This window comes from Streptomyces sp. NPDC007346 (assembly GCF_040703535.1).
Lineage (GTDB): Bacteria > Actinomycetota > Actinomycetes > Streptomycetales > Streptomycetaceae > Streptomyces.
The window spans coordinates 1-24,037 of sequence record NZ_JBEYKR010000020.1 but is presented as its reverse complement, the minus strand read 5'-3'; the positions used below and the strand labels follow the sequence as shown (position 1 = coordinate 24,037).

The window sequence follows — 24,037 nt, the reverse complement described above, 5'->3', positions numbered from 1 at the left end:
CCGGGTGGTGACCCGAGGAGCCCCCTTGGCTGCTGAGCTGCATGTCGAGCTGGTCGCCGCGGACCGCAGTGTCTGGTCCGGCGAGGCCACCCTGGTCGTCGCGCGCACCACGTCCGGCGACATCGGCATCATGCCCGGTCACCAGCCGCTTCTCGGTGTGCTGGAATCGGGCCCGGTGACGATCCGCACGAGCGAGGGCGGTACCGTCATCGCCGCTGTGCACGGTGGTTTCATCTCGTTCGCGGACAACAAGCTGTCGCTGCTGGCCGAGATCGTCGAGCTGGCGGACGAGATCGATGTCCAGCGCGCCGAGCGTGCGCTGGAGCGCGCGAAGTCGGACGCGGACGCCGCTGCTGAGCGGCGCGCCGAGATCCGTCTGCGCGCGGTGGCGGTGCACTAGCACCCCCACGGACAGATGTTTTTACTCAGCCGCGGCCCGAGCTGGAATTTCCAGCCGTGTCGCGGCTGAGGCGATGCAGGTGCAGTTCAGTTCGATTCGGTTCGTTATCCGTTACTCGACGATGCGAGGAGGTCGGTGGAGATGGTCCTCGCGTTGTGGGTGGGCGTATCCGTCGTCGTACTGGTCCTGGTGGGGCTCTTCGTCTTCGGTCTGCGCCGGCGGTTGATCCAGCGCTCCGGAGGCACGTTCGACTGCAGCCTCCGCTGGGACGTCTCCGAAGAGCCGGACCCCTCCGGCAAAGGCTGGGTCTACGGGGTCGCCCGCTACAGCGGCGACCGCGTCGACTGGTTCCGTGTCTTCTCCTACGCTCCTCGCCCCCGCCGGGGCCTGGAGCGTTCTGCGATCGAGGTGATCGCCCGCCGGCTGCCGGAGGGTGAGGAGGAGCTCGCGCTCCTGTCCGACTCCGTCGTGCTCGGCTGCCTCCACCGGGGGACGCGCCTGGAGCTGGCGATGAGTGAGGACGCCCTGACCGGCTTCCTCGCCTGGCTGGAGGCGGCACCGCCCGGCCAGCGGGTCAATGTGGCCTGAGAAGTAATCCAGCCCTGCCGCTCGAAGGGGTTCCCCCTGGACGAGGTCCGGGGGAGGGGCCGTTGCCGAGTCGCCGTCTGCCGGGTCCGATGCGAAGTCGTCCCGTACCGAGGTACCCCGCCGAGTCGCCCCGTACGGGGCCTCGCCCCCGAGCCATCCCGTGCAGGGGGCCCTCGCCGAGCCGCCCCGTACCGGGCTCCCGCCGACGCGGTCAGATGCCTACGCCCCCCCGCCACGCTCGTTCCCCCTCGTACGGGAAACGACCCCGCGTAGCCACGTAGTACGGACACAGCGAAAAACCGGGGAGACGGGGGGCGGACCCGTCTCCCCGGCGTTTTTCCGGGGTGGTGCTGGCCGTTATGGCGTGGGGGTTACCGGAGACCGCTGTCGATCGCGCTCACCAGTTCACCGTTGGTGGTGTCTCCGGAGAACTCCCAGAAGAACGCGCCACCCAGGCCCTGGTCCTTGGCCCAGGTCATCTTGGAGCCGATGGTGGCCGGGGTGTCGTAGCTCCACCAGTTGGTGCCGCAGTGGGCGTAAGCCGTGCCGGCGATGGTGCCGGTGGCCGGGCAGGTGTTCTTGAGGACCTTGTAGTCCTCGATGCCCGCCTCGTACGTACCGGAGGCCGCGCCGGTCGCCGTGCCGCCGGGGGCGGACTGGGTGACGCCGGTCCAGCCGCGGCCGTAGAAGCCGATGCCGAGGAGCAGCTTCTTGGCCGGGACGCCCTTGGCCTTCAGCTTGGCGATGGCGTCGGCGGAGGTGAAGCCCTGCTGCGGGATGCCGGTGTACGGGGTCAGCGGCGAGTGGGGGGCCGTGGGGCCCTTGTCCGCCCAGGCGCCGAAGAAGTCGTACGTCATGACGTTGTACCAGTCCATGTGCGCCACGGCGCCGGCGTAGTCGGCGGCGTCGATCTTGCCGCCGTTCGAGCCGTCCGCGGTGATGGCGGCGGTGACCAGGTAGTCGGCGCCGAACTTCGCCCGCGTGGCGGCGGCGATCTTCGTCAGCGCGTCAGGGCCGCTGGTGTCGCAGGTCAGACCACAGGCGTTGGGGTACTCCCAGTCGAGGTCGATGCCGTCGAAGACATCGGCCCAGCGGGGGTCCTCGACCAGGTCGTAGCAGGACTGGGCGAAGGCGGCGGGGTTCTGGGCGGCCTGCGGGAAGCCACCGGACCAGGTCCAGCCACCGAAGGACCAGAGGATCTTGATGTGCGGGTACTGGGCCTTCAGCTTGCGCAGCTGGTTGAAGTTGCCGCGCAGCGGCTGGTCCCAGGTGTCGGCCTTGCCGTCGACGGACTGGTCGGCGGTGTACGCCTTGTCGTAGTCGGCGTAGGAGTCACCGATGGTGCACCTGCCGTTCTGCACGTTGCCGAAGGCGTAGTTGATGTGCGTGATCTTCGCCGCGGAGCCGGACGTCACCAGGTTCTTGACGTGGTAGTTGCGCCCGTAGACGCCCCAGTTGGTGAAGTAGCCCAGGTTGACCTTCTCGCCGACGGGCGGCTCGCCGCCGCCACCGCCGGTGGTGCGGACCGAGACGGAGGCCGACACGGGACCGAGCTGGTCGATCGTGTCGCGCGCCTGGACGGCGTAGGTGTAGTCGGTGCCGGCGGTCAGCCCGGTGTTGGTGTACGTGGTGCCGACGACCGTGGCGATCTTGGAGCCGTTGCGCAGGACGTCGTAGTTCTTGACGCCGTTGTCGTCGGTGGCCGCGCTCCAGCTGAGCTTCACCGAGGTGTCGGTGACGTCGCTGGTCGTGGGGGTGCCGGGAGCCGAGGGCGGGTTGTCGCCGGGGACGGTGGAGCCGTCACAGGGAGCGCCGTTCAGCTTGCAGTTGGAGGGGGCGCCGGGGCCGGAGCCGTTGAAGCCGAAGCTGATGCTGGCGCCGGGGGCGACGCTTCCGTTCCAGCCGAGGTTCTTGGCCGTCCAGGTGGTCCCGGAGCTGGTGACGGCGGCGTCCCAGGCGGAGCCGACCGAGGTGCCCGAGGGGAAGTCCCACTCGATGGTCCAGGAGGAGAGAGCCGTGGTGCCGGTGTTCTTCACCGTCCACTGGCCCTCGAAGCCGCTGCCCCAGTCCGACTTCTTGGTGTACGTGGCGGTGGCCGACGCGGCGGCCGAGGCGGGGGAGGCCAGACCCACCATCGCGGCCAACGGGACGACGAGCGCGGTGAGGCCCGCGACGACCTTCGATCTGCCGCTCCTGGTGGGGATCCATCTGAATCGGGAACGACGACGGGGGGTATCAGTGCTCAACGGTGCTCCTCGGGTGAGGTCCAGCAAACGGGGGTGATTCGTGGACTGCAAACCCTGCGCCGCCCTGAGTACGGGTGCTCTCGTACTCACCGCAGTGTGTGTTCGGTGACATTAGGAAGGTCTGGACCAATCGTCAAGAGGTCTGGACCAAAGATCGGTTACCGCTACCGGACCGCAATCAGACCCCCAACTCCTGTGCGAGAACGGCCGCCTGGACCCGGCTCCGCAGCCCCAGCTTGGCCAGCAACCGGCTGACGTGCGTCTTCACCGTCGCCTCGGCCATCGAGAGCCGCCCGGCGATCTCCGCGTTCGACAACCCCTCGCCGAGACACCCGAGCACCTCCCGCTCACGCCGGGTGAGGGAGTCCAGCACCGCCGGATCGGCCGAGGCCGCGTGCCGTACGGGTGCGGCTCCGGCGAACTCCGCGATCAGCCGGCGGGTCACGGCCGGGGCGATCAGCCCCTCGCCGCGCGCCACCGTCCGTACCGCCTCCAGCAGATCGCGGGCATCGGTGTTCTTCAGGAGGAAGCCCGAGGCCCCCGCCCGCAGCGCCCCGAACACGTACGCGTCGAGGTCGAACGTGGTCAGGACCAGGACGTCCGCGAGCTCCTCCGCCACCACCTGCCGCGTCGCCGACACCCCGTCGAGCCGCGGCATCTGCACATCCATCAGAACGAGATCCGGCCGGAGTTCACGCGCCAGGCGCACCGCCTCCTCGCCGTCCCCCGCCTCCCCGGCGACCTCGATGTCCGGCGCGCTGGAGAGGATCAGCACCAGCCCCGCCCGCACGGCCGCCTGGTCCTCGGCCACCAGTACCCGGATCGTCATCCCCGCATCGTCCTCTCCGTCACGGGCAGTTGGGCCCGCACCCGCCAGATCTTCCTGCCGTCGCCGTCCGCCTCGGCCCCCGCGCCGAACGTCCCGCCGAGCAGCGCCACCCGCTCCCGCATCCCCACCAGACCGGCCCCCGAACCCGGCGCCGTGGGCCCGGGGCGGCTGCCGAACACACTGGTCACCTCGACCGTCAGCACCTCGTCGGCGAGGTCGAGCCGCACGGTCACCGGGCCCGGTGCCGCGTGCTTGAGGGCGTTGGTGAGGGACTCCTGCACGATCCGGTACGCGGCCAGCTCGACCGGCGTCGGCAGCGCACCGGCCCCCGGCGCCCGGCTGTCCCGGAGCGCGCAGACCAGCCCGCTGGGCGCGCCGTTGGTGTTCGCCTGCTCGACCAGCGCGTCCAGGGCGTCGAGCGTCGGTGCGGCGACCGGGGCGCTGTCCTCGCCGCCCTCGCGCAGCAGACCGATCAGCCGGCGCATCTCCGCGAGCCCCTCCACGCTGTTCTCCCGGATCACCTTGAGGGCGCTCCGGGAGGTGTCGGGCTCGTCGATGGAGAGGGCCGCCGTGGAGTGGATCGCGACGGCGGACAGGCGGTTGGCCACCATGTCGTGCAGCTCCCGGGCCATCCGCGCCCGCTCGGCGACCACCGCCTGGACCCGGTCCATCTCGGCGAGCCGCGCGGTCTGGGCGGCGGCCAGCCGGGCGGCCTCGGCGGCGGCGCGGTGGTTGCGCACGCCGGCGCCGGCGATGGCGGGGGTGAAGAGGACCAGCCCCGTGACGATGCCGATGAGCAGCGCCTCGGGCCTGCGGAACCAGACGAGGAAGCCGATCGTGGCCGCGACGGTGATCAGGAGCGTGGCCACCGGGATGCGGCGGGCGGCGGCCGGGGTCCCGTACAGCACGGCCGCGTACATGACGTCCGTGTACATCAGGACGGTCGCCAGATTGCCCCGGGTGAGCTGGTCCGCGATCAGCGCGAGCGTGGCGACGGCCAGCGCCGTGCGCGGTGCCGTGCGGCGCAGCAGCTCCATCGAGGCCAGCACGGTCAGCGGTACGAGGGCGGCCCAGGGGGCGGGGAAGAGGACCCCGCCCTGGGTGTGGAGGCCCAGCAGCCACAGGACCAGGCCCCCGAACAGCCCGGAGACGGCGAGGGTCACGTCGTCGCGGTGGGGACGGATCGAGGTGAGCACCTCTCCATCCAACACGCACCGCCGCCGCCGGGCCTCCCTTCGCGGACCGATGTGCGACTACATCGAAGGATGCAGTCCCCTTTCGTCATCGCCGACGACGATTTCGGCCCCGGCGGGCGGCAGGCTGAAGGAGAACGGGAGGAGAAGGACCGTGATCGTCACACTGATCGTGCTCTGCGAGGTCGGCTTCTGGGTGCTGCTCGCCGCCGGACTCGCCCTGCGCTACCTCGCCAGGAAGCCGCGACTGGGCGCGGGCGTGCTGCTCTGCGAGCCGCTGCTGGAGGTCGTCCTGCTGGTGGTGACGGCCATCGACTTGAAGAACGGCGCCGAGCCCGACTGGAAGCACGGTCTGGCCGCCGTCTACATCGGCTTCACCGTGGGGCTGGGCCACTCCACCATCAAGTGGGTGGACGCCCGGGTCGCCCACCGCTGGTTCGGCGGCCCGCCACCGGTGAAGCCGCCGAGGTACGGCATGGCCCGCGCCGCCCACGAGTGGCGCCTGGCCGCCCGCTGGGCCCTCGCCGGGGTGACCGCGCTGGCGCTGCTCCAGGCGGCGGCCTGGTACGTCGGCGGCGACGGGGACATCAGCTCACTACGGATGTGGCAGCAGAAGATGGTCTGGGTGATCGGCATCAACGTGGCCATCGCCGCGTACTACACGGTGTTCGCGAAGCAGGCCCCTGAGGGCCACGCGGAGCGGGCCGTCGAGCGGGAGCCGGCCGAGAAGTAGGACAGGCCCCCGCCGGCTCGGTGTCAGCGCTCGCCGCCCGGCACCCACAGCACGTCCCCGACCTCCTTGTTCGCGCTCCGCGCCAGGATGAACAGGAGGTCGGAGAGGCGGTTGAGGTAGGTGGCGGTCAGGGCGTTCATCGACTCCCCGTGCACCTCCAGCGCCGCCCAGGTGGACCGCTCGGCGCGCCGGACCACCGTGCACGCCTGGTGGAGCAGGGCGGCGCCCGGCGTACCCCCGGGAAGGATGAAGCTGCGGAGCTTCTCCAGCTCCTCCAGGAAGTGGTCGCAGTCCGCCTCCAGCTTGTCGACGTAGGACTGCTCGACCCGCAGCGGCGGGTACTTGGGGTCCTCGACCACGGGGGTGGACAGGTCGGCGCCCACGTCGAAGAGGTCGTTCTGGACCCGTACGAGGACCTTCACCACCTCCTCGGACAGCTGCCCCAGGGCGACGGCGGTGCCGATCACCGCGTTGGCCTCGTTGGCGTCCGCGTACGCCGCGATCCGCAGATCGGTCTTGGCGGTGCGGCTCATGTCGCCGAGGGCCGTGGTGCCCCGGTCGCCGGTCCGGGTGTAGATGCGCGTCAGATTGACCATGGGGTCAGCCTAGTTATGCTCCGGCCCGCCGGAAGACCCGTGTGCCCACGGTCACGGCCAGCAGGGCGAAGCCCGCGGTGACCAGGACCCCGTACAGCATGTGCGCGGTGGCGTACGAGCCCGTGTAGGCGTCCCGTACCGCGTCCACCGCATAGCGGAACGGGGTGAGGTGCGAGAGCACGTCCAGCCAGCCGGGGCCCAGGGTGATGGGGAGCATCAGACCGGAGAGCAGCATGGCCGGCATCGCCACCGCGTTGATCACCGGCCCGAACTCCTGCGGGGTGGTGACCCGCATGGCCAGGGCGTACGAGAGCGAGGCCAGCGAGAGCGCCAGCACACCGGTGAAGGCGAAGCCGATGAGGATGCCGGCCAGCGGCGCGCGCAACCCCATGAGCAGTGCGGCGAGGACCAGCAGGACGGCCTGGAAGGTGAACAGCAGGGCGTCGCGCAGGACGCGTCCCAGCAGCAGGGCGAGCCGGCTGACCGGGGTCACCCGCATACGTTCCACCACGCCCGTCGACTTCTCCATGATGATGGCGAAACCGGCGAAGGAGGCCCCGAAGAGGGTGAGTTGGAGGAGCAGCCCGGGGACGAGGACCTGCCAGGAGTCGGCGGACGAGCCGAGCGGCAGGCCTTGGAGCAGCGGGCCGAAGAAGACCAGGTAGAGCAGCGGCATCAGCAGACCGAAGAGGATCTGGAACCGGGAGCGCAGGGTCTGCCGGGCGTAGCGCCCGAAGATGATCGCGGTGTCGTGGAAGAGCACGGAGGCGGTCCTATACGGCTACGGGGGCGGTGTCGGCAGGGGTGACGGGGCGGCCGGTGGCGGCCAGGAACGCGTCCTGAAGGGAGGCGTCGGGGGAGCCGGCGTACCGGGTCTTGAGTTCGGCGGGGGTCCCCTCGGCGACCACCGTGCCGCCGTCGATCAGGATCAGCCGGTCCGCCAGCGCGTCGGCCTCGTCGAGGTAGTGGGTGGTCAGGACGACGGTGGTGCCGTTCTCGTCGCGCAGCCCGCGCACCAGCTCCCACAGGTCGGCGCGGTTGCCGGGGTCCAGGCCCGTGGTGGGCTCGTCCAGGAAGAGGACGGCCGGGCGGTGGGTGAGGCCCATGGCGATGTCGAGCCGTCGCCGCTGCCCGCCGGACAGGCTCACCGCCTTCCGGTCGAGCAGCCCCTCCAGCCCGAGCGCGGCGGCCAGCTCGCCGGCGCGCGCGGCTGCCTCAGCGCGGCCCAGCCGGTAGAGGCGGCCCTGGGTGACGAGCTCCTCCCGGGCCGTCAGGTACGGGTCGACGCCGCCGGACTGGGCGACGTATCCGCAGGCCGCGCGGACGCCCGCGGGGTCGGCCAGCAGGTCGTGCCCGGCCACGGTGGCCGCGCCGCCGGTCGGGGCGAGCAGGGTGGTCAGCATGCGCAGGGTGGTGGTCTTGCCCGCGCCGTTGGGGCCGAGGAGGCCGACGATCTCTCCCGCGCGGATGGTCAGGTCGACGGAACGGACGGCTTCCACCGGGCCGTTCGGGGTCTCGAAGGTCCGGGAGAGCCCGGCCGTGCTGATGACGCTCATGGACCCACAAAAACAGAGTCACCCCAAAATTGCAATGACACCAAAAATGCTGCGTCCCCATGAATCCCTTGTGAGCCCTACGATGGGGGCATGGCTGAGGGACTCAGGGAACGTAAGAAGCGCCAGGCCAAGCAGCACATCTCGGACCTGGCGACCGGGCTGTTCCTCGAGCACGGCTTCGTGACGGTGACCGTCGCCGAGATCGCCGAACTGGCCGACGTCTCCGTCAATACCGTCTACAACTACTTCCCGGCCAAGGAGGACCTCTTCCTCGACCGGATGAAGGGCGTCACCCAGCGCGTCGCCCGCTACGTCCGCGCCCGCGACAAGGGGGAGTCCGCCGCCGAGGCGGTCCTGCGCGAGGTGCGCGCCGCCGTCGTCGGGGTCTCCCCGGAGTTCGGGCTGATGGACGGCTTCGCCGACTTCATGCGGGTCATCGAGGAGGCCCCCACCCTCAAGGCCCGCCTCTGGTACCTCCAGCAGGAGGTGCTCCAGGCGGTCGTCGAGACCCTGCGCGAGGAGACCGGCGCGGCCGAGGACGATCCGCTGCCGCTCCTCGTCGGCGGCCAGATCGCCTGGATCGAGCACACCCTCGTCGGCTACATCAGCCAGGAGATGATGAAGCGCCGCAAGGCCGCCGACGTCGCCCGCGACGCCCTGGGCGTCCTCGACGAGATCGAGGACCTGCTCGGCGATCAGGTCCTCAACTACGCGCGGCGCGGAGCCGAATGACGTGTCCCGGTGTGATGTCCGTCATTCGAGACGTGACGCGCATCTCTTCATGGCCCCAGCGCCCCCGACGGGTACTAATCTCCGCCGGAGAGCATAAGAAGAGCCGTTGCGAAACACCGCGGACGCGGACAGAGGACAAGGGGTGCCAACGTGGCCAGGAAGCTCGCCGTCATCGGGGCCGGACTCATGGGATCCGGGATCGCGCAGGTCTCCGCCCAGGCGGGCTGGGACGTCGTGCTGCGGGATGTCACCGACGCGGCGCTGACCCGCGGCCTGGACTCCGTCAAGGCCTCGTACGACAAGTTCGTCTCCAAGGGCAAGCTGGAGGCGTCCGACGCCGAGGCCGCCCTCGCCCGCATCACGACCACCACCGACCTCGACGCCGTCGCGGACGTGGACGTCGTCGTGGAGGCGGTCTTCGAGAAGCTGGAGGTCAAGCACGAGATCTTCCGCGCCCTGGACAAGGTCGTCGGGGAGAACACCGTGCTCGCCTCGAACACCTCCGCCATCCCGATCACCAAGATCGCGGCCGTGACGGAGCGTCCGGAGCGCGTCGTCGGCGTGCACTTCTTCTCGCCGGTCCCGATGATGCAGCTCTGCGAACTGGTACGCGGCTACAAGACCAGCGACGAAACCCTCGCCACCGCCCGGGAGTTCGCCGAGTCGGTCGGCAAGACCTGCATCGTCGTCAACCGCGATGTGGCGGGCTTCGTCACCACCCGGCTCATCTCGGCGCTCGTCGTCGAGGCCGCGAAGCTCTACGAGTCGGGCGTCGCCACGGCCGAGGACATCGACACCGCCTGCAAGCTGGGGTTCGGCCACGCCATGGGCCCGCTCGCCACGGCCGACCTGACCGGCGTCGACATCCTGCTCCACGCCACCGGCAACATCTACACCGAGTCGCAGGACGAGAAGTTCGCCGCCCCCGAGCTGATGCGCCGGATGGTCGACGCAGGTGACATCGGGCGCAAGAGCGGGCAGGGCTTCTACACGTACTGAGGGCAGCCGTACCCCCCGGCCCGCCGACCCGCCGCCGTCAGGGCCGGGGGAGCCGGGGAGGCCGGGGAGTGTACCCGGCAGAGTCCGGCCACCGGCGAACCGGCGTCACTCCACCGGGTGAATTCGGTATCGGTTCGCTTACAGACGGCAACTTCCCTGTCGCTGCGGCAGTCAGTTGTGGCAGAGACAGAACAGACAGACGGACCTCGCTACGGCAACAGCAGGGGAGCGCATATGCATATCAGGGGCGACCACGCCGAGCTGGTCGTCGGGGGCCGCCTCGACGTCCGAAGCGCGGCGGACGCCCGTACGGTCCTCCACTCGGCCGTCGACGACGGAGCCGGCGACCTGGTGCTGGACCTGACCGAGCTGAATTCCTGGGACGCCACCGGACTCGGCGTCATCATGGGGGCCCACCGCAGAGCCGGCCGGGCCGGACGCCGTCTCGTGCTGCGCGGCGTCCCGCCGCAGATGCAGCGCCTCCTGGTGGCCACCCGGCTGCACCGCATCCTGGCGATCGAGGGCGGGATCGCCGCCGACTCGCTGCCGCGCGTCTGACCCGGGGCGGCGCGGACCCACCGCCGCACGTCCGGACCCGAGGCCACGTGCCCGGACCGGAAGCCACGTGCCCGGACCCACCGCCGCACGTCCGGACCCGAGGCCACGCGTTCGGACCCGAAGCCGCACGTCCGGACCCGAAGCCACGCGGCCGAGCCCAAACGAAAGGCCCGCGGCGGAAGAAGACACGCAATCCTCACCGGAATGTGACGTCCCGGACTGCACGGCACCCCGCCCGTGCGTGGATACTGTGCGGAGGTCTAGGGTTCGGCCGTCTGCCCCATGACACCCACCCGTGGCAGACACCGGACCGGAAGCGACAGCGGGGCGTGTGAGGCCGGAGGGGCAACCGAGCGCGACGCGTCTGGGGGACTTGTTGATGGACCCGACACACCAGGGGCCGGAAGAGTACGGGCAGAACGCCGACGACTCCGACCGCTCCGACGGCCGGCGCCGGCCGTCCCGCGAGTCCACGGCCGCCGATTTCGGCCAGCCGGCCCCGCAGCAGGTCCGGATCGTCCAGCTGACGGTCGGCGACCTCCTGCTCACGGTCAACCCGGTCGACGGCAGCGAGGTCGAGGCCATCCCGCCCGGTTCGGAGCCCGAGCCGCCCGTCCGCCGCACCCCGGCCGAGCGCGCCGAGCACGAGCGCGCCGGCGCCCCGCCCGTCCCCGCGGGCCCGCCCGCGCCCCAGCTCCCCCTGCTGGAACGCCAGGAGGAGCGCGAGCGGCTGGTGGGCCTGCTGGCCCGCGGCCGCAGCGTCCGTCTCACCGGCCAGGCCGGATCCGGCCGCACCGCCCTGCTCGACGCCGTCGCCGCCGACTGCGCCGACCTCGCCCCCGACGGCGTCGTCCGCCTCAGCGGCCACCGCCGCACCGCCGCCGACCTGCTGCACGGCCTCTTCGACGCGGTCCACCGCTCCCCGCTGCACCGACCGGACCCCGAGGAGCTGCTCGCCCTCGTCCGCTCCATCGGCGCCGTCGTCGTCATCGACGACCTGGAGATCGGGGGAGCCGCCCTCGACGAACTCCTGGAAGCCACCCCCGAGTGCGCCTTCCTCTTCGGCACCACGCCCGACCTGGCCGCCCCCGGCGCCGAAGCCCACCTGGAGGAGGTCCTCCTCGCCGGCCTCGGCCGCTCCGCCTCGCTGGAGCTGCTGGAGAAGGTCGTCGAGCGCCCCCTCACCGAGGAGGAGCGGAACTGGGCGGGTGACCTCTGGTTCGAGTCCGAGGGGCTGCCGCTCCGCTTCGTCCAGGCCGGATCGCTGCTGCGCCAGCGCGACCGGCTGAACACCGACCCCGAAGCCTTCGACGAGTACGACTACTTCGAGCCACGCCCCGGCGACGCGCCCCCGGTGCCCGAAGCGCCCACCGCCGAGACCCTGGACGCGCCGCTGCCGAGCCTCGGCGAAGGGGCCGCGCCCGCCGTCCTGCTCGCCTCCCGGCTCAGCGAGGCGGCCCGCGAGACCCTGCGCTTCACCGTCGCACTCGGCGGCGAGGTGCCCCACCAGGCCCATCTGCCGGCCCTCGTGGGCGACACCCACGCGGACGCCGCCGTCGGCGAACTCGCGGGCTGCGGGCTGCTCTCCCCGGCGGGCCCCCGCTACCGGCTCGCCGCCGGCGTCCTCGCCCAGCTGGAGGCCGGCGGGTACGCGGAGAGTGCCGCCGCCCACGCCCGTACGGCCGCCCAGCACTACGCCTGGTGGGTCTCCCACCCCTCGGTCACCCCGCAGCGGGCCGTCGCCGAGGCCGACGCGATCGTCGCCGCGATGGGCCGCCTCGTCCCCGACGGCGAGGCCGGCCAGGCCAGTGCGGCCGTCCTGCTGGCCCGCAGCGCCGCTCCCGCCCTCGCCGCCGGGCTGAGCTGGGGCGCCTGGGAGAAGGCGCTCAGGGCCGGCCAGGAGGCCGCCAGGATCGCCGGTGAGGTCGCCGAAGAGGCGTACTTCCACCACGAGTTGGGTGTCCTCGCGCTCTGCGCCGGCAACCTCGACCGGGCCCGTACGGAGCTGGAGACCTCGATCTCCATGCGCGGCGCGCTCGCCGACAAGTCCGGGGCGGTGGCCGGCCGCCGCGCCCTCGCCCTGGTGGCGGACCGCTCCGGCGGCCTCGTCCCCCCGGTCCGGTCCCAGGTGGGCGACGAGGTGCCCGCCGTACGCCAGGACTTCCTTCCCGGTACGCCGCCCGCGGGCTTTCCGGCCCCGCCGCCGTTCGCCCGGCACGCGGCCGAGGGGGACCCCACCCTCGTCTCACCGGTGCCCGCCGGCCCCCGGGCGCCCCTGCCGAAGCAGGGCGGCGGGCGCGTCATCCTGGGCGGCGCCCGGCGCAACCTGGCCGCCGCGGGCGCGGGCGCCCTGCTGATCGCCGTGCTCGGCACCGTCGTCACCCTCGGCCTCACCGCGAACGACCCCGAGGAGCCCGGCAGCCGCAACGTCACCACCGAGCAGTCGTCCCCCGAGGGCCCCACCGACGACGGGGTCCCCGCCGACGAGCCGGACACCGGGCCCCCGCCGGCCGACGGGGCACCCGTCGGCGAGGAGCCCGCGCCCCCGGTCCCCTCGGAGTCCGCCGAGCCCAGCACCTCCGGCTCGCCCTCCTGGTCCCCCTCGTCGCCGGACGGGAGTGCGCCGGGTACGGACGATCCGTCGAGCGGGCCGAGCAGCAGCACCCCGGGTTCGCCGACCCCGACGGAGAGCTCGCCGGACCCCTCGCAGTCCACGAGCACCGGCCCGAGCGTGACGCCCACCGAGCCGGACCCGGACCCGGACCCCACCACCCCGTCGGAGACGCCGACCGACGATCCCTCGGGCCCGCCGCCGGACACCACCGCCTCCGCCAGCGGCCCCGCCGCGTCGGCCAGTGCCGACGTCAGCGCCGATGCCAGTGCCTCCGCCGGTGCCGCGGCCCCGGTGGAGGCCGACGACCCCACCGAGGCGACGGCCTGACACACGGAAGCCGGGCGCCCCTCGGGAAAGGGGCACCCGGCTCCGGTCGTCCAGCGGTGGCGGTGGCGGTCAGAACAGGCGCAGCTTGTCGTCCTCGATGCCGCGCATCGCGTCGTAGTCGAGCACCACGCAGCCGATGCCCCGGTCGGTCGCGAGCACACGCGCCTGGGGCTTGATCTCCTGGGCCGCGAAGATGCCCTTGACCGGGGCGAGATGCGGGTCGCGGTTGAGCAGCTCCAGATAGCGGGTCAGCTGCTCCACGCCGTCGATGTCGCCGCGCCGCTTCAGCTCCACGGCCACCGTCCGCCCGTCCGCGTCCCGGCAGAGGATGTCCACCGGGCCGATCGCGGTGGGGTACTCACGGCGGATCAGGGTGTGGCCCTCGCCGAGGATCTCGATCCGGTCGGCGAGCAGCTCCTGGAGGTGCGCCTCCACACCGTCCTTGATGAGCCCCGGGTCGACGCCCAGCTCGTAGGAGGAGTCGTGGAGGATTTCCTCCATCGTGATGATCAGTTTTTCGCCCGCCTTGTTCACCACGGTCCAGACACCGGCCTCATCACCGGTGCCCTCCTTCAGGGTGCACGGCGGCGACATCCAGTTGAGCGGTTTGTACGCCCGGTCGTCGGCGTGGATCGAGACGCTGCCGTCCGCCTTCACCAGGATCAGACGGGGGGCGGAGGGCAGGTGGGCTGTGAGCCGGCCCGCGTAGTCGACGGAGCAACGGGCGATGACGAGACGCATGGTCGGCAACGCTACTCGACGACGGGGGCCCGACGCGATTTCCCCATCGGTCAACCCCCGTCACTCGCGCCCCACCAGAGAGCGGCGAAGCGGGCTTGCCCCTCTTTGCGCACCTTCGATCGTGGCCGGTTGTGTTCCCAATCTCCTGGTGCGGCCCCCATCGCACGCTTAACGTGGAAGCAGGAGGTCGCCGCCCGTGCACGCTGCGTCGTCGCCCTTCTTCCCTGCCCGTAAGGCCCCGGTCACTGTCCGGGGTCGCGAGAGGAGAACCCATGTCGCTCGACGTCTCACCGGCTCTGTTGGAACAGGCCGAGCGAGGCGAGGTCGACGAAGCCGACTTCGTCGACTGCGTCCGGACCTCCCTGCCTTTCGCATGGGAGATGATCAGCTCTCTGGTGGCTCAGCTGAAGGTCGACGGCGGTCAGTTCGCCGACAACCAGACGCCGCCGCCGGACGAGCAGGCACGTGGCCAGCTGCTGCGTGCGCTCGCGAGTGATGCGATCCGCGGTGCGCTCCAGCGTCACTTCGGGGTGCGTATCGCCTTCCAGAACTGCCACCGCGTGGCGGTGTTCCCGCTGGACGCCTCGGTCGACGACCGACTGGCCAAGTTCACTTCGGTGAGGGGCCAGTTGCTCAACCAGTCGCCCGAACTACGGGACTGCTGAACGCCTCTGCTGCCGCTTCGGGCCGCGGGAGGTGCAACTGGCTCCGGGGCGGCAGCTCCCGCACCACCGCACCACGTTCCACGCGAGGCCGACTCCGCCCGCACGGCCGCCGGTCAGGTGAGCAGCGGCAGTACGTCGGCGCCCAGGCGCCGCACGTTCTCCTCGGTCGCCGCGAGGTCGCCCGACCCCTCCACCAGGAGCGCGAAGCGGGTGATGCCGGTCCGCTCGGCCGTGGCCGCGAGCCGGTCGGCGGCCAGCTCCGGCGGGCCCACCGGGTGCAGCCCGCACAGCATTTCCGTGTACGCGACGGGGTCCCGCATCACGCGGTGGCGGTCGTCGACCGTGACATGGGCGTCCAGCCCCTGGCGCAGCCAGCCGGGCGCCGCCTTGACCAGCGCCTCCGCGGCGTCCCCGGTCCCGTCCGCGATCTGGGCCACCCCCGCGGACACATGTGCGGCCCCCTCGACCACCTCCGGCGGATGGCCGGCCTCCCGGGCCGCCGTACGCCACAGGGCAACCATCTCCGCCTTCTCCGCGTCCCCGCAGTGCATGCCCAGCAGCATCGGCAGCGCCCGGCCCGCCGCCAGCCGCACCGTCCTCGGCGAGGTGCACGCCACGATCACCTCGGGCCCCGACGAGCCGGCCGGCCCCTTCGCCGCCCCCTCCAGCAGCTCGTCCGCGCGCGGTACCACCGCCACCTCGCGGAAGCCGAACCGCTCCCCGCGCCCCGCGACGCGCGGCTCCCGCAGCCAGTCGAGCAGCAGCTCCAGCGCCTCGGGGAAGCCGTTCTCGTAGGCGTCGAGACCGCCGCCGAAGACCTCCAGGTCCACCCAGGGCCCGCCCCGGCCCACCCCGAGCGAGAACCGTCCGCCGCTGGTCAGGTGGAGCAGCGCGGCCTGCTCACCGAGGGCGACGGGGTGGTGGTTGGGCAGGACGCTGACGGCGGTGCCGACCCGGATCCTGCGCGTGCGGCCGAGCAGCAGCGCGGCCAGCGTGGTGGCGGACGGGCAGACCCCGTACGGCACGAAGTGGTGCTCGGCCAGCCAGACCGAGTCGAGTCCGGCCTCCTCCGCGGCCTCGGCGGACCGGACGGCCCGGTGCAGGGCCTCGCCCGGCCCCTGGCCCGGGAACTGAGCTGCCAGAACGAATGTTCCGATGCGCATCGCGTGTTGCCTCCTTGCGGCCGACGCGTGTCTTCACCACTGGCAACAACGTCTGACACGTGCCAAAGGCACGGTCCGGGGCCAAGTTGTTGCGATTTTCCGCTAACTCACCCCCGTGCCCGATCGTGCCGGATCGTGCCGCTCCGCCCCACCCGGCGTCGGCCCACGGCGGCAGGCTCTAGGCTTGGTTCCCACCGTGCCCGAGCCGCCCCCGTGAGGTGTCCTGTGTCCCCGCGCCGCAACCGCCCCCGTGGCGGCGAGAGTCCCGTCGAACACCCCGGCACGGCGCTGGGACGGTACGGCGGGGGAGGGGCCACCGAGAGCTGGCAGGGCGAGGAGTGGTCGGTGCGCCCGGTGAGCGGTGCGAGCGCCCAGGGCAAGCGGTACCGCTGCCCCGGCTGCGACCAGGAGATCCCCTCCGGCGTCCCGCACCTCGTCGCCTGGCCCGAGTTCGGCGGCATCGAGGACCGCAGGCACTGGCACAAGGCCTGCTGGAACGCGAAGGACCGCCGCACCACACGGGTGCAGCGGTCCCGGAACGCGCCGCGCTACTGAGAGCCGTACGTCCCCTCAGACGTCGCGCCGGTCCAGCGCCAGGTAGGCGCCGCCCATGGCCACGGCCGCGACGCCCAGCACCAGCAGCACCGGCTCCCAGCCGGACGGGCCGGTCTGGGTGACCGTCGAGCCGTACAGCGCGCCGAGCTGGTTGGGGATCGAGTACTCGAACAGGAAGCGCTGGAGGGCGCGCAGGCTGTCGGAGAACATGAACAGCGCGAGGACCAGCGGCAGCAGCACCACGGCGATCATGACCGTGATGGCGCCCGCCGAGTGCCGGATGATCGCGCCGACCGCCAGGGAGACCAGGCCCAGGGCCGCGATGTAGAGCCCGACGCCCACGGTGGCGCGCAGCCACACGGAGCCGGAGTCGTCGACGCCGCCGCTCAGGATCGCCGTCTGGACCACCGCGACGACCGTGGCCGTCACGGTGGTGATGACGAAGGAGAGCAGGAAGAAGACGATCGCCTTCGCCGTCAGCACCCGGGCCCGGCTCGGGCAGGCCGTCAGGGTCGTACGGATCATGCCGGTGCTGTACTCGGAGCCGATGGTCAGCACCCCGAGGGTGATCACGCAGATCGAGCCCAGCAGCACCCCGAAGAAGCCGAGGCCCACGACCGGTTCGCCGGCCAGATCGGTGTCGGCGGCGGCGACGAGCAGCGCGGACATCAGCCCGATCGCCACCATCAGCACGACCATCACGCCGAGGGTCCACAGCGTGGAGCGGACGGAACGGATCTTCGTCCACTCCGACGCGACCGCGTCACCGAGCGTGGCGCGGCGGATCGGGATGGGCGACTCGTAGGACCCCAGCAGGCCGTGCGACGGCTCCGGCCGCGGGTGCTCGTGGGCCTGCGGGGCGGCCGGCGTCGTCATCGGGGGTCCTCGCTGGTCTGCTCCCCGGCCGGGGAGGCGGGGGAGGGCTCGGGGGCGGGCGCGGCGGGCGCGGTGGCCGGGCCCGGTGCCGGTGCCGGTGCGGTGGCCGGGCCGGGAGTCGCGTACGGGTTCTGTCCGGGGGGCGGCGGGGCGTACCAGCTCTGCTGCGGGACCTCCACCGGCTGGGGCGGCCCGTGGCCGGGGCCCGCCCCGTAACCGCCCTGAGCCTCCCCGTACGCCCCCGGCGGGGGCTCCAGGAGCCCGGCCTTGGCGTCGTCGGTCGAGCGGTAGTCCACGACGCCCTGCGTCATCCGCATGTACGCCTCCTCCAGCGAGGCCCGGTGCGGCGACAGCTCCCAGAGCCGTACGTCGGCCCCGTGGGCCAGGTCGCTGATCCTCGGCAGCGCGAGGCCGGTGACGCGCAGGGCGCCGTCCGGCTCGGACATCACGCTGCCGCCCGCCTCGATCAGCGAGGACGTCAGCTTCTCCCGCTCCTCGGAGGCGTCCTGGGGGACCCGGACCCGGGCGAAGTCGGCGGAGTTCGCCGAGATGAAGTCGGTGACGCTCATGTCGGAGAGCAGCCGGCCGCGCCCGATCACGATCAGATGGTCGGCGGTGAGGGCCATCTCGCTCATCAGATGGCTGGAGACGAAGACCGTGCGCCCCTCGGCCGCCAGCGTCTTCATCAGGTTGCGGACCCAGTGGATGCCCTCGGGGTCCAGGCCGTTGACCGGCTCGTCGAAGAGCAGCACCTGCGGGTCGCCGAGCAGCGCCGCGGCGATCCCGAGCCGCTGCCCCATGCCGAGCGAGAAGCCGCTGGAGCGCCGCTTGGCGACGTCCTGGAGTCCGACGACCCCCAGCACCTCGTCCACCCGCCGGGCCGGGATGCCGGCCAGCTGGGCCAGCGAGAGCAGGTGGGTGCGGGCGGTCCGCCCGCCGTGCACGGCCTTGGCGTCCAGCAGCGCACCCACCTGGCGCGGGGCGTTCGGCAGGCTCCGGTAGGGGTGCCCGCCGATGGTGACGTGGCCCGCGGTCGGCCGGTCCAGACCGAGGATCATGCGCATGGTCGTGGACTTGCCCGACCCGTTGGGACCGAGGAAGCCGGTGACGGCCCCCGGCCGCACCTGGAAGGAAAGGTCGTCCACGGCCGTCTTCGCGCCGTAGCGCTTGGTCAGGCCGACTGCCTCGATCATTCTCCAGCCCCATCGACTCACTCTGTCGTTCGGGGTCGGGCCGCCTGGCCGCACACCCCCGTAAGAGTTAGGAGGATAACCAGGCCTTCACGGTTCCGGCCAAGTTCCGCACAGCCTGCGAGCGGGCCGTCACACGGACCGGCGCTCGCCTCCCGGCGTCCTTCACGCGTCCCGGTTCTTCAGGACCAGGTACCCCCCGAGCACCGCCGCCGCCACCCAGGCGGCCATGATCCCGAGCCCGGCCCAGGGGCCGTACGGCCCCGGATCGCTGTTCAGGGCCCCCGGCACGACCTGCATGATCTTCGACCCGGCCTGGTCGGGGAAGTACCGGGCGACGTCCTTGGCGTAGGGCACCGAGATCAGGATCTGCGAGATCAGGAAGAAGAACGGCATCAGGATGCCGAGCGACAGCATGGAGCTGCGCAGCATCGCCGCGACGCCCATGGAGAAGATCGCGATCAGCCCCATGTAGAGACCGGCGCCGACCACCGCGCGCAGCACGTTCTCCTCGCCGAGGTCCGTGCCCCGGTCGCCCAGCAGCGCCTGGCCGAGGAAGAACGAGACGAAGCTCGTGAGCAGGCCGACCACCAGGGCCAGTACCCCGGCCACGGTGATCTTGCTGAGGAGGAGCGTCCCGCGCTGCGGCACAGCCGCCAGCGAGGTGCGGATCATGCCGGAGCTGTACTCCGTACCGACCACGAGCACCCCGAACACGACCATGGCGAGCTGGCCGAGAACCGTCCCGGAGAAGCTGACGAGCGTCGGGTCGAAGGTGACCTGCTCGGCCTCGGAGAGGTCGTTGAACGTGGCGTTCAGCAGGGCGCACAGGGCCGCACCCATGGCGACCGTGACGCCGAACGCGCAGATGAGCGTCCAGGTGGTGGAGGAGACCGTACGGATCTTGGTCCACTCGGAGTTGAGGACTGCGGGTACCGAAGCCATCGTCAGGCCCCCTTGTTCTCGGTGCCGGTGGTGCCTTCGGTGGGCTGGGGGGCGCCGGCCGGCTGGTTCCAGCCCTCGCCCCAGGCAGCCCCCGCCGTGGGTGGAGGCTGCACCCCGCTCGGTCCGGAGTGGGCGTGGTACTCCACGGAGCCGGCGGTCATCTGCATGAACGCTTCTTCCAGAGAGGCCCGCTGCGAGCTGAGTTCGTGCAGCACCACCTGGTGCCGGGCCGCCAGTTCGCCGAGCTCCTCGGAGGTGGCGCCGTCGATCTCCAGGGCGCCGCCGGCCGCCTCCACGGCGGTGAAGCCCTCCTGGTGCAGCACGTCCCGCAGCCGCTCCTGCTGCGGTGAGCGCAGCCGTACGTAACTGCGGGAGTTCTCGTGGATGAAGTCCGCCATCGAGGTGTCGGCGAGCAGCTTGCCCTGGCCGATCACGATCAAGTGGTCCGCGGTCAGCGCCATTTCGCTCATCAGGTGCGAGGAGACGAAAATGGTCCGCCCTTCGGAGGCGAGCGCCTTCATCAGGTTGCGGATCCAGTGGATGCCCTCGGGGTCCAGGCCGTTGACCGGTTCGTCGAACATCAGGATCTCGGGGTCGCCCAGCAGGGCGGAGGCGATACCGAGGCGCTGGCCCATGCCGAGGGAGAAGCCCTTGGACTTCTTCTTCGCGACCGCGCTCAGACCGACGGTGTCGAGCACCTCGTCGACCCGGCCGCGCGGGATGCGGTTGCTCTGCGCCAGACAGAGCAGGTTGTTGTACGCGCTGCGGCCGCCGTGCATCGACTTGGCGTCGAGCAGTGCCCCGATGTACTTCAGCGGCTCCTGCAACTCGTGGTAGGGCTTGCCGTCGATGCGCACCGTACCGCTGGTCGGGTTGTCCAGATCGAGCATCATGCGCATGGTGGTGGATTTACCTGCCCCGTTGGGGCCCAGGAAGCCGGTGACCATGCCTGGTCTGACCTGGCACGTCAAATGGTCCACGGCGACTTTGCTGCCGAATCGTTTGGTCAGTCCTTCGAGCTCGATCATGCCGACACGCTAGAACGCTCGCGCGCCCGGCGCCACCACAAAGGGGGAACCGGGCGCGCGGAAGGAACCGTTCCGGGGCAGGTCAGCGGGTCTGCTGGGCCGGAACACCGCGCTGGGCGGGCTCGTCGTCCACCGGGGAGCCGGCGGCGGCGACCGCGGCACCGGTCAGCGTGGCCAGCATCTCGCGGACGTTGGTCAGCTGCGCGTTGATCGAGTCGCGGCGGTTGGTGAGCGCCGCCAGCTCGCGCTCCGACTCGCTGCGGATCCGGTCGGCCTTGGCGTTGGCGTCGGCCACGATGTCCTCGGCCTGGCGCTGCGCGGTCTCCACCGTCTGACGGGCCCGGCGCTCGGCGTCCGTGCGGAGCTTCTCGGCCTCCAGGCGGAGCTGCTCGGCGCGGTGCTCGATCTCGGCGAGGCGCTTCTCGGCCTTGGCCTGACGGGACGCGAGGTCGCGCTCCGACTGCTCGCGCCGCTTGGCGAGGTTCGTCTCGAAGTCGGCGGCGGCCTGCGCGGCCTTGGCGCGGGTCTCCTCGAAGAGGGCGTCCGCCTCCTCGCGCTTCTGCTGGGCGTCCTTCTGGGCGTCGGTGCGGAGCGTGTTCGCCTCGCCCTGGGCCTTCTCGACGATGCGGACGCCCTCGTCCTCGGCCTTCGACTTGCGCTCGGCGGCGAAGGACTCCGCGTCGTTGCGCACCTGCTGGGCGGCCGACTCGGCCAGCTCGCGGTGCTGCTCGGCAGCGCGGCGGGCCTCCTCACGCAGGTCCTTGGCCTCCTCCTCGGCGAGGCGGAGGATCTTCTCGACACGTGCACCGAGCCCGGCGTACGACGGCTCGGCGTCGTTCACCTGGGCCTGGGCGTTCTGCGTTTCGAGGTGCAGTTCCTCGATGCGCTTTTCCAGAGACGTGATGCGGGCCAGAGCACTGTCACGGTCGGCGACGAGCTTGGTAATGCGGTCGTCCACCTGACCGCGGTCGTAACCACGTCGCACGAGCTCGAAGCCGAAGGGGGAGGAAGGGTCACTCATGGGGTTCCTGTCGAATGAGACCGGTGAGGTGATAGGGGAATCCTAGGGGCCTTTGCGGCGTGTCAGCGTGCAGATGCCGGTTTGATCTGGAGAATGACACCCCTTTTGAGTGGCTGACCTCCGGAGCGCTTGCCACTCGGAGGGTTGAATGTCCATGACGAAGCACACGCCCCCGTGCGCCTGCTTCCCCCGGACGTCCCGATGTTGTCCCCCGTACTTCCCCCGTACGTCTTCCGCGTCCTCCCCCGTGCGACCGCTACCTCTCCGAGGACTTGCCCCCCGATCGCGTGCCCGCCGCCGCGGGAGCCTTGCCGCCGGATGATCCGCCCGCCGGTTTCCCGCCCCCGGCCGGAGTCTCGAACGACTCCAACGCCTCCAGCACGTCCTGGACACGGGAGATCTCCGTATTGATGTCCTTGCGCCTGCGCACCAGGACATCCAGCTCGCGCTTGCCCTCGGCGACCGTCTTCTCGGCCTCGGCCGCCGCCTCGGACCGCAGCTTCTCCGCCTCGCGGATCAGCTCGGCCTTCTTGGTCTCGGCCTCCTTCAGCAGCGACTCGGCCCGCTTCACCGCGGCGATCCGGACCTTGCTCGCCTCCGAATTGGCCTCGGCCATCAGCTCCTTGGCCTTCGCCTCGGCCTCGTCGCGCTGCTCGGTCGCCGCCTTCATCAGGTTGTCGACGCGCTCGCCGGCGGTCTTCATCTGCTCGGACGTCTCCCGGCGGGCCCGCTCGTGCAGCTCCTCGATCTCGCTCTCCAGCCGGGTCCGCAGCTCCTGCGCCCGTTCCCGGATCTGGGTCGCGTCGCGCCGGGCGCCGACCAGCAGCTCGTCGGCGTCCGTACGGGCGCGCTCCACCAGGGTGTTGCCCTCGACGGTGGCCTCGGAGGCGATCCGCTCGGCCTCCTTGCGGGCCGCGCCGACCATCGTGTCGGCCTGGGTCTCGGCCTCGGTGGCCGTACGCAGCGCCTCCTCGCGGGCCTTGTTGATGAGCTGGTCCGCCTGCTCCGCCGCGTCCGCCCGGCGCTTGGACGCGGCCTCGCGGGCCTCGTCCAGCACCCGGTCCGCCTCCTGGCGGGCCTGGGAGCGCAGCTCCTCGGAGGCCGACTCCGCCTCGGTGCGCAGCCGTTCGGCCTCCTCGCGGGTGCGGGCGGCGTGCTCCTGCGCGGAGCCGAGCCGCTCGGCGGCCTCGGCGCGCAGCCGCTCCGCCTCCTCGCCCGCCTCGGCCAGCATCCGGTCGGCCTGCTCGGTGGCCTCCTTGCGGCGCCGGTTGGCCTCCGTGGTGGCCTCGACGACCAACTGCTCGGACGCCTGGGCCGCCTCGTTGCGGACGCGCTCGCTCTCGGTCGTCGACTCGGCCATGAGCCGGTCCGACTGGGCCGCCGCCTCCGAACGGATCCGGTTGGCGTCCTGCCGGGCCTCGGCACGGGCCTTCGCCGCGTCCTGCTCCGCCGAGGCGAGGGCGTCGGACGCCTCCGTACGGACCCGCTGGCTGTACTCCGAGGTGTCCGCGCGCAGCCGCTCCGACTCGGTGATCGCCTCGGAGACCGTCCGCTCGGCCAGCGCCTTGGCGGCCTCGGTCTCCTCGTGGGCCTCCTGCCGGACCCGGGCCGCGTCCTCGGAGGCCCGCTCCCGCTCGGCGTGCGCGTCGGCGCGGACCCGGTCCGCCTCCTCCTGCGCCTCGGTACGGGTGCGCTCCGCGACGTGCTCCGCGGTCGAGCGCAGCCCGGCGATCTCCTCCTCGGCCTGCTCCTGGAGGCCGGCGACGGAGTCCCGCACCTGCTGGGCGGTCTGCTCGGCCGCCGCGACCAGCTCGGCCGCCCGCGCGTCCGCCTCCTCGACCAGCCGCTGCGCCTCGGCCTGCGCCTCCTCCACCCGCTTGCGGGCGGAGGCCAGCAGCTCCTCGCTCTGCTCGCGGGCCCGCTCGCGCTCCTGCCCCGCCTCCGTACGGGCCGCGCCGAGGATCTCCTCGGCCTCCCGGCGACGGCGTGAGGCCTCCTCCTGGGCGGCGCCCAGCGCCTCGGCCGCCTCGGCGCCGACCCGCTCGGCGGCGGCCGCCGCCTCGGCCCGCACCCGGTCGGCGCTCTCCTTGGCCTCGGTCCTGAGCCGCTCGGCCTCGGCTGCCGCCTCCGTACGCAGCCGTACGGCGACGGTCTCGCCCTCGGCACGGGACTGCGAGGCGTCCGCGGCGGCCTCGTCGCGCAGCCGCTCCGCCTCCGCCTCGGCCTGCTCGGTGAGGACGCGCAGCCGCTCGGTGGACTCGGCGCGCTGCCGCTCGGCCTCCTCGTTGGTCTCGCGGCGGATCCGCTCCGCCTCGGTACGCGCCTCGCCCAGCGCCTCCTCGGCGGCGGCGAGCCGGGTCTCGGCCTCGCCGTGCAGCCGGGCCAGCTCCTCCTCCGCCTCGGCCTGCCGGGCGGCGACCGCGCGCGCGGTCTCCTCACGCAGCTCGGCCGCGGCCCGCGCGGCAGAGCGGAAGAGCACACG

The 24,037-nt window shown here is 72.0% G+C and carries 23 protein-coding genes; 9 read left to right on the top strand and 14 right to left on the bottom strand.

What is annotated here, in order from left to right; genetic code table 11:
* Positions 1-25 precede the first annotated feature (25 nt).
* Complete coding sequence (locus tag AB0917_RS08860; protein ID WP_015611381.1) at positions 26-400, top strand: F0F1 ATP synthase subunit epsilon; 375 nt, start codon at positions 26-28, stop codon at positions 398-400.
* Between the two features lie 141 nt (positions 401-541).
* On the top strand, positions 542-988 hold the full coding sequence (locus AB0917_RS08855; RefSeq protein WP_026241075.1) for a DUF2550 domain-containing protein: 447 nt from the start codon (positions 542-544) through the stop codon (positions 986-988).
* A 371-nt stretch (positions 989-1,359) separates the two neighbouring features.
* On the opposite strand, the gene AB0917_RS08850 is transcribed toward AB0917_RS08855, so the two are convergent.
* The 3 genes from AB0917_RS08850 to AB0917_RS08840 all read right to left on the bottom strand — a co-directional run bounded on the left by AB0917_RS08850 (position 1,360) and on the right by AB0917_RS08840 (position 5,259).
* Complete coding sequence (locus AB0917_RS08850; protein WP_366818799.1) at positions 1,360-3,234, bottom strand: glycoside hydrolase family 18 chitinase; 1,875 nt, start codon at positions 3,232-3,234, stop codon at positions 1,360-1,362.
* A 178-nt stretch (positions 3,235-3,412) separates the two neighbouring features.
* Positions 3,413-4,063, bottom strand: a complete 651-nt coding sequence (locus AB0917_RS08845) for a response regulator transcription factor (RefSeq protein WP_366818798.1) — start codon at positions 4,061-4,063, stop codon at positions 3,413-3,415.
* Complete coding sequence (locus AB0917_RS08840) at positions 4,060-5,259, bottom strand: histidine kinase (protein ID WP_366818797.1); 1,200 nt, start codon at positions 5,257-5,259, stop codon at positions 4,060-4,062. The genes AB0917_RS08845 and AB0917_RS08840 overlap by 4 nt, the downstream gene beginning before the upstream one ends.
* A gap of 151 nt (positions 5,260-5,410) precedes the next feature.
* On the opposite strand from AB0917_RS08840, the gene AB0917_RS08835 reads away from it, so the two are divergent.
* Entirely contained in the window at positions 5,411-5,989 is a 579-nt protein-coding gene (locus AB0917_RS08835; RefSeq protein ID WP_366818796.1) for a hypothetical protein, read from the top strand.
* Positions 5,990-6,012: 23 nt separating this feature from the next.
* Here AB0917_RS08835 and AB0917_RS08830 read toward each other — a convergent pair whose 3' ends face one another.
* Genes AB0917_RS08830 through AB0917_RS08820 form a run of 3 tightly spaced genes read right to left on the bottom strand, consistent with a single transcriptional unit; the run spans position 6,013 to position 8,141 of the window.
* The gene (locus AB0917_RS08830) at positions 6,013-6,585 is read right to left on the bottom strand and encodes a cob(I)yrinic acid a,c-diamide adenosyltransferase (protein WP_366818795.1); all 573 of its coding nucleotides are present in this window, start codon (positions 6,583-6,585) and stop codon (positions 6,013-6,015) included.
* 13 nt (positions 6,586-6,598) lie between these two features.
* Entirely contained in the window at positions 6,599-7,348 is a 750-nt protein-coding gene (locus tag AB0917_RS08825) for an ABC transporter permease (RefSeq protein WP_366818794.1), read from the bottom strand.
* 10 nt (positions 7,349-7,358) lie between these two features.
* Positions 7,359-8,141: an ATP-binding cassette domain-containing protein gene (locus AB0917_RS08820; RefSeq protein WP_366818793.1), complete on the bottom strand. Its 783-nt coding sequence runs from the start codon at positions 8,139-8,141 to the stop codon at positions 7,359-7,361.
* A 90-nt stretch (positions 8,142-8,231) separates the two neighbouring features.
* Here AB0917_RS08820 and AB0917_RS08815 point away from each other — a divergent pair, with 90 nt between their 5' ends.
* The 4 genes from AB0917_RS08815 to AB0917_RS08800 all read left to right on the top strand — a co-directional run bounded on the left by AB0917_RS08815 (position 8,232) and on the right by AB0917_RS08800 (position 13,371).
* On the top strand, positions 8,232-8,873 hold the full coding sequence (locus AB0917_RS08815; protein WP_366818792.1) for a TetR/AcrR family transcriptional regulator: 642 nt from the start codon (positions 8,232-8,234) through the stop codon (positions 8,871-8,873).
* Between the two features lie 150 nt (positions 8,874-9,023).
* Positions 9,024-9,872, top strand: coding sequence for a 3-hydroxyacyl-CoA dehydrogenase family protein (locus tag AB0917_RS08810; RefSeq protein WP_366818791.1), 849 nt, complete (start codon positions 9,024-9,026; stop codon positions 9,870-9,872).
* Positions 9,873-10,106: 234 nt separating this feature from the next.
* Complete coding sequence (locus AB0917_RS08805; RefSeq protein ID WP_018492200.1) at positions 10,107-10,430, top strand: STAS domain-containing protein; 324 nt, start codon at positions 10,107-10,109, stop codon at positions 10,428-10,430.
* 379 nt (positions 10,431-10,809) lie between these two features.
* Positions 10,810-13,371 carry an ATP-binding protein gene (locus AB0917_RS08800; RefSeq protein ID WP_366818790.1) on the top strand — a complete coding sequence of 854 codons (2,562 nt, stop codon included), beginning with the start codon at positions 10,810-10,812 and terminating at the stop codon, positions 13,369-13,371.
* A 69-nt stretch (positions 13,372-13,440) separates the two neighbouring features.
* On the opposite strand, the gene nucS is transcribed toward AB0917_RS08800, so the two are convergent.
* The gene (gene nucS, locus AB0917_RS08795) at positions 13,441-14,112 is read right to left on the bottom strand and encodes an endonuclease NucS (RefSeq protein ID WP_366818789.1); all 672 of its coding nucleotides are present in this window, start codon (positions 14,110-14,112) and stop codon (positions 13,441-13,443) included.
* A gap of 272 nt (positions 14,113-14,384) precedes the next feature.
* On the opposite strand from nucS, the gene AB0917_RS08790 reads away from it, so the two are divergent.
* Positions 14,385-14,777 (top strand): SCO5389 family protein, encoded by a 393-nt coding sequence (locus tag AB0917_RS08790; protein WP_003966234.1) that lies wholly within the window; start codon positions 14,385-14,387, stop codon positions 14,775-14,777.
* 113 nt (positions 14,778-14,890) lie between these two features.
* On the opposite strand, the gene AB0917_RS08785 is transcribed toward AB0917_RS08790, so the two are convergent.
* Positions 14,891-15,940, bottom strand: coding sequence for an LLM class flavin-dependent oxidoreductase (locus tag AB0917_RS08785; protein ID WP_366818788.1), 1,050 nt, complete (start codon positions 15,938-15,940; stop codon positions 14,891-14,893).
* Positions 15,941-16,165: 225 nt separating this feature from the next.
* Here AB0917_RS08785 and AB0917_RS08780 point away from each other — a divergent pair, with 225 nt between their 5' ends.
* On the top strand, positions 16,166-16,495 hold the full coding sequence (locus tag AB0917_RS08780) for an ATP/GTP-binding protein (protein WP_366818787.1): 330 nt from the start codon (positions 16,166-16,168) through the stop codon (positions 16,493-16,495).
* A gap of 15 nt (positions 16,496-16,510) precedes the next feature.
* Here AB0917_RS08780 and AB0917_RS08775 read toward each other — a convergent pair whose 3' ends face one another.
* The 6 genes from AB0917_RS08775 to scy form a co-directional block, all read right to left on the bottom strand.
* Positions 16,511-17,371 carry an ABC transporter permease gene (locus AB0917_RS08775; protein ID WP_366818786.1) on the bottom strand — a complete coding sequence of 287 codons (861 nt, stop codon included), beginning with the start codon at positions 17,369-17,371 and terminating at the stop codon, positions 16,511-16,513.
* The gene (locus AB0917_RS08770) at positions 17,368-18,564 is read right to left on the bottom strand and encodes an ABC transporter ATP-binding protein (RefSeq protein ID WP_366818785.1); all 1,197 of its coding nucleotides are present in this window, start codon (positions 18,562-18,564) and stop codon (positions 17,368-17,370) included. Before AB0917_RS08770 ends, AB0917_RS08775 begins: the two co-directional genes overlap by 4 nt.
* 162 nt (positions 18,565-18,726) lie before the next feature.
* A complete protein-coding gene (locus AB0917_RS08765; RefSeq protein ID WP_366818784.1) occupies positions 18,727-19,506 on the bottom strand; it encodes an ABC transporter permease in 780 nt (259 codons plus the stop codon).
* A gap of 2 nt (positions 19,507-19,508) precedes the next feature.
* On the bottom strand, positions 19,509-20,534 hold the full coding sequence (locus AB0917_RS08760) for an ATP-binding cassette domain-containing protein (protein ID WP_366818783.1): 1,026 nt from the start codon (positions 20,532-20,534) through the stop codon (positions 19,509-19,511).
* Positions 20,535-20,616: 82 nt separating this feature from the next.
* Positions 20,617-21,555: a cellulose-binding protein gene (locus AB0917_RS08755; protein WP_128851603.1), complete on the bottom strand. Its 939-nt coding sequence runs from the start codon at positions 21,553-21,555 to the stop codon at positions 20,617-20,619.
* Between the two features lie 256 nt (positions 21,556-21,811).
* On the bottom strand, positions 21,812-24,037 hold a 2,226-nt coding region (gene scy / locus AB0917_RS08750), incomplete at its 5' end, for a polarized growth protein Scy (protein ID WP_366818782.1).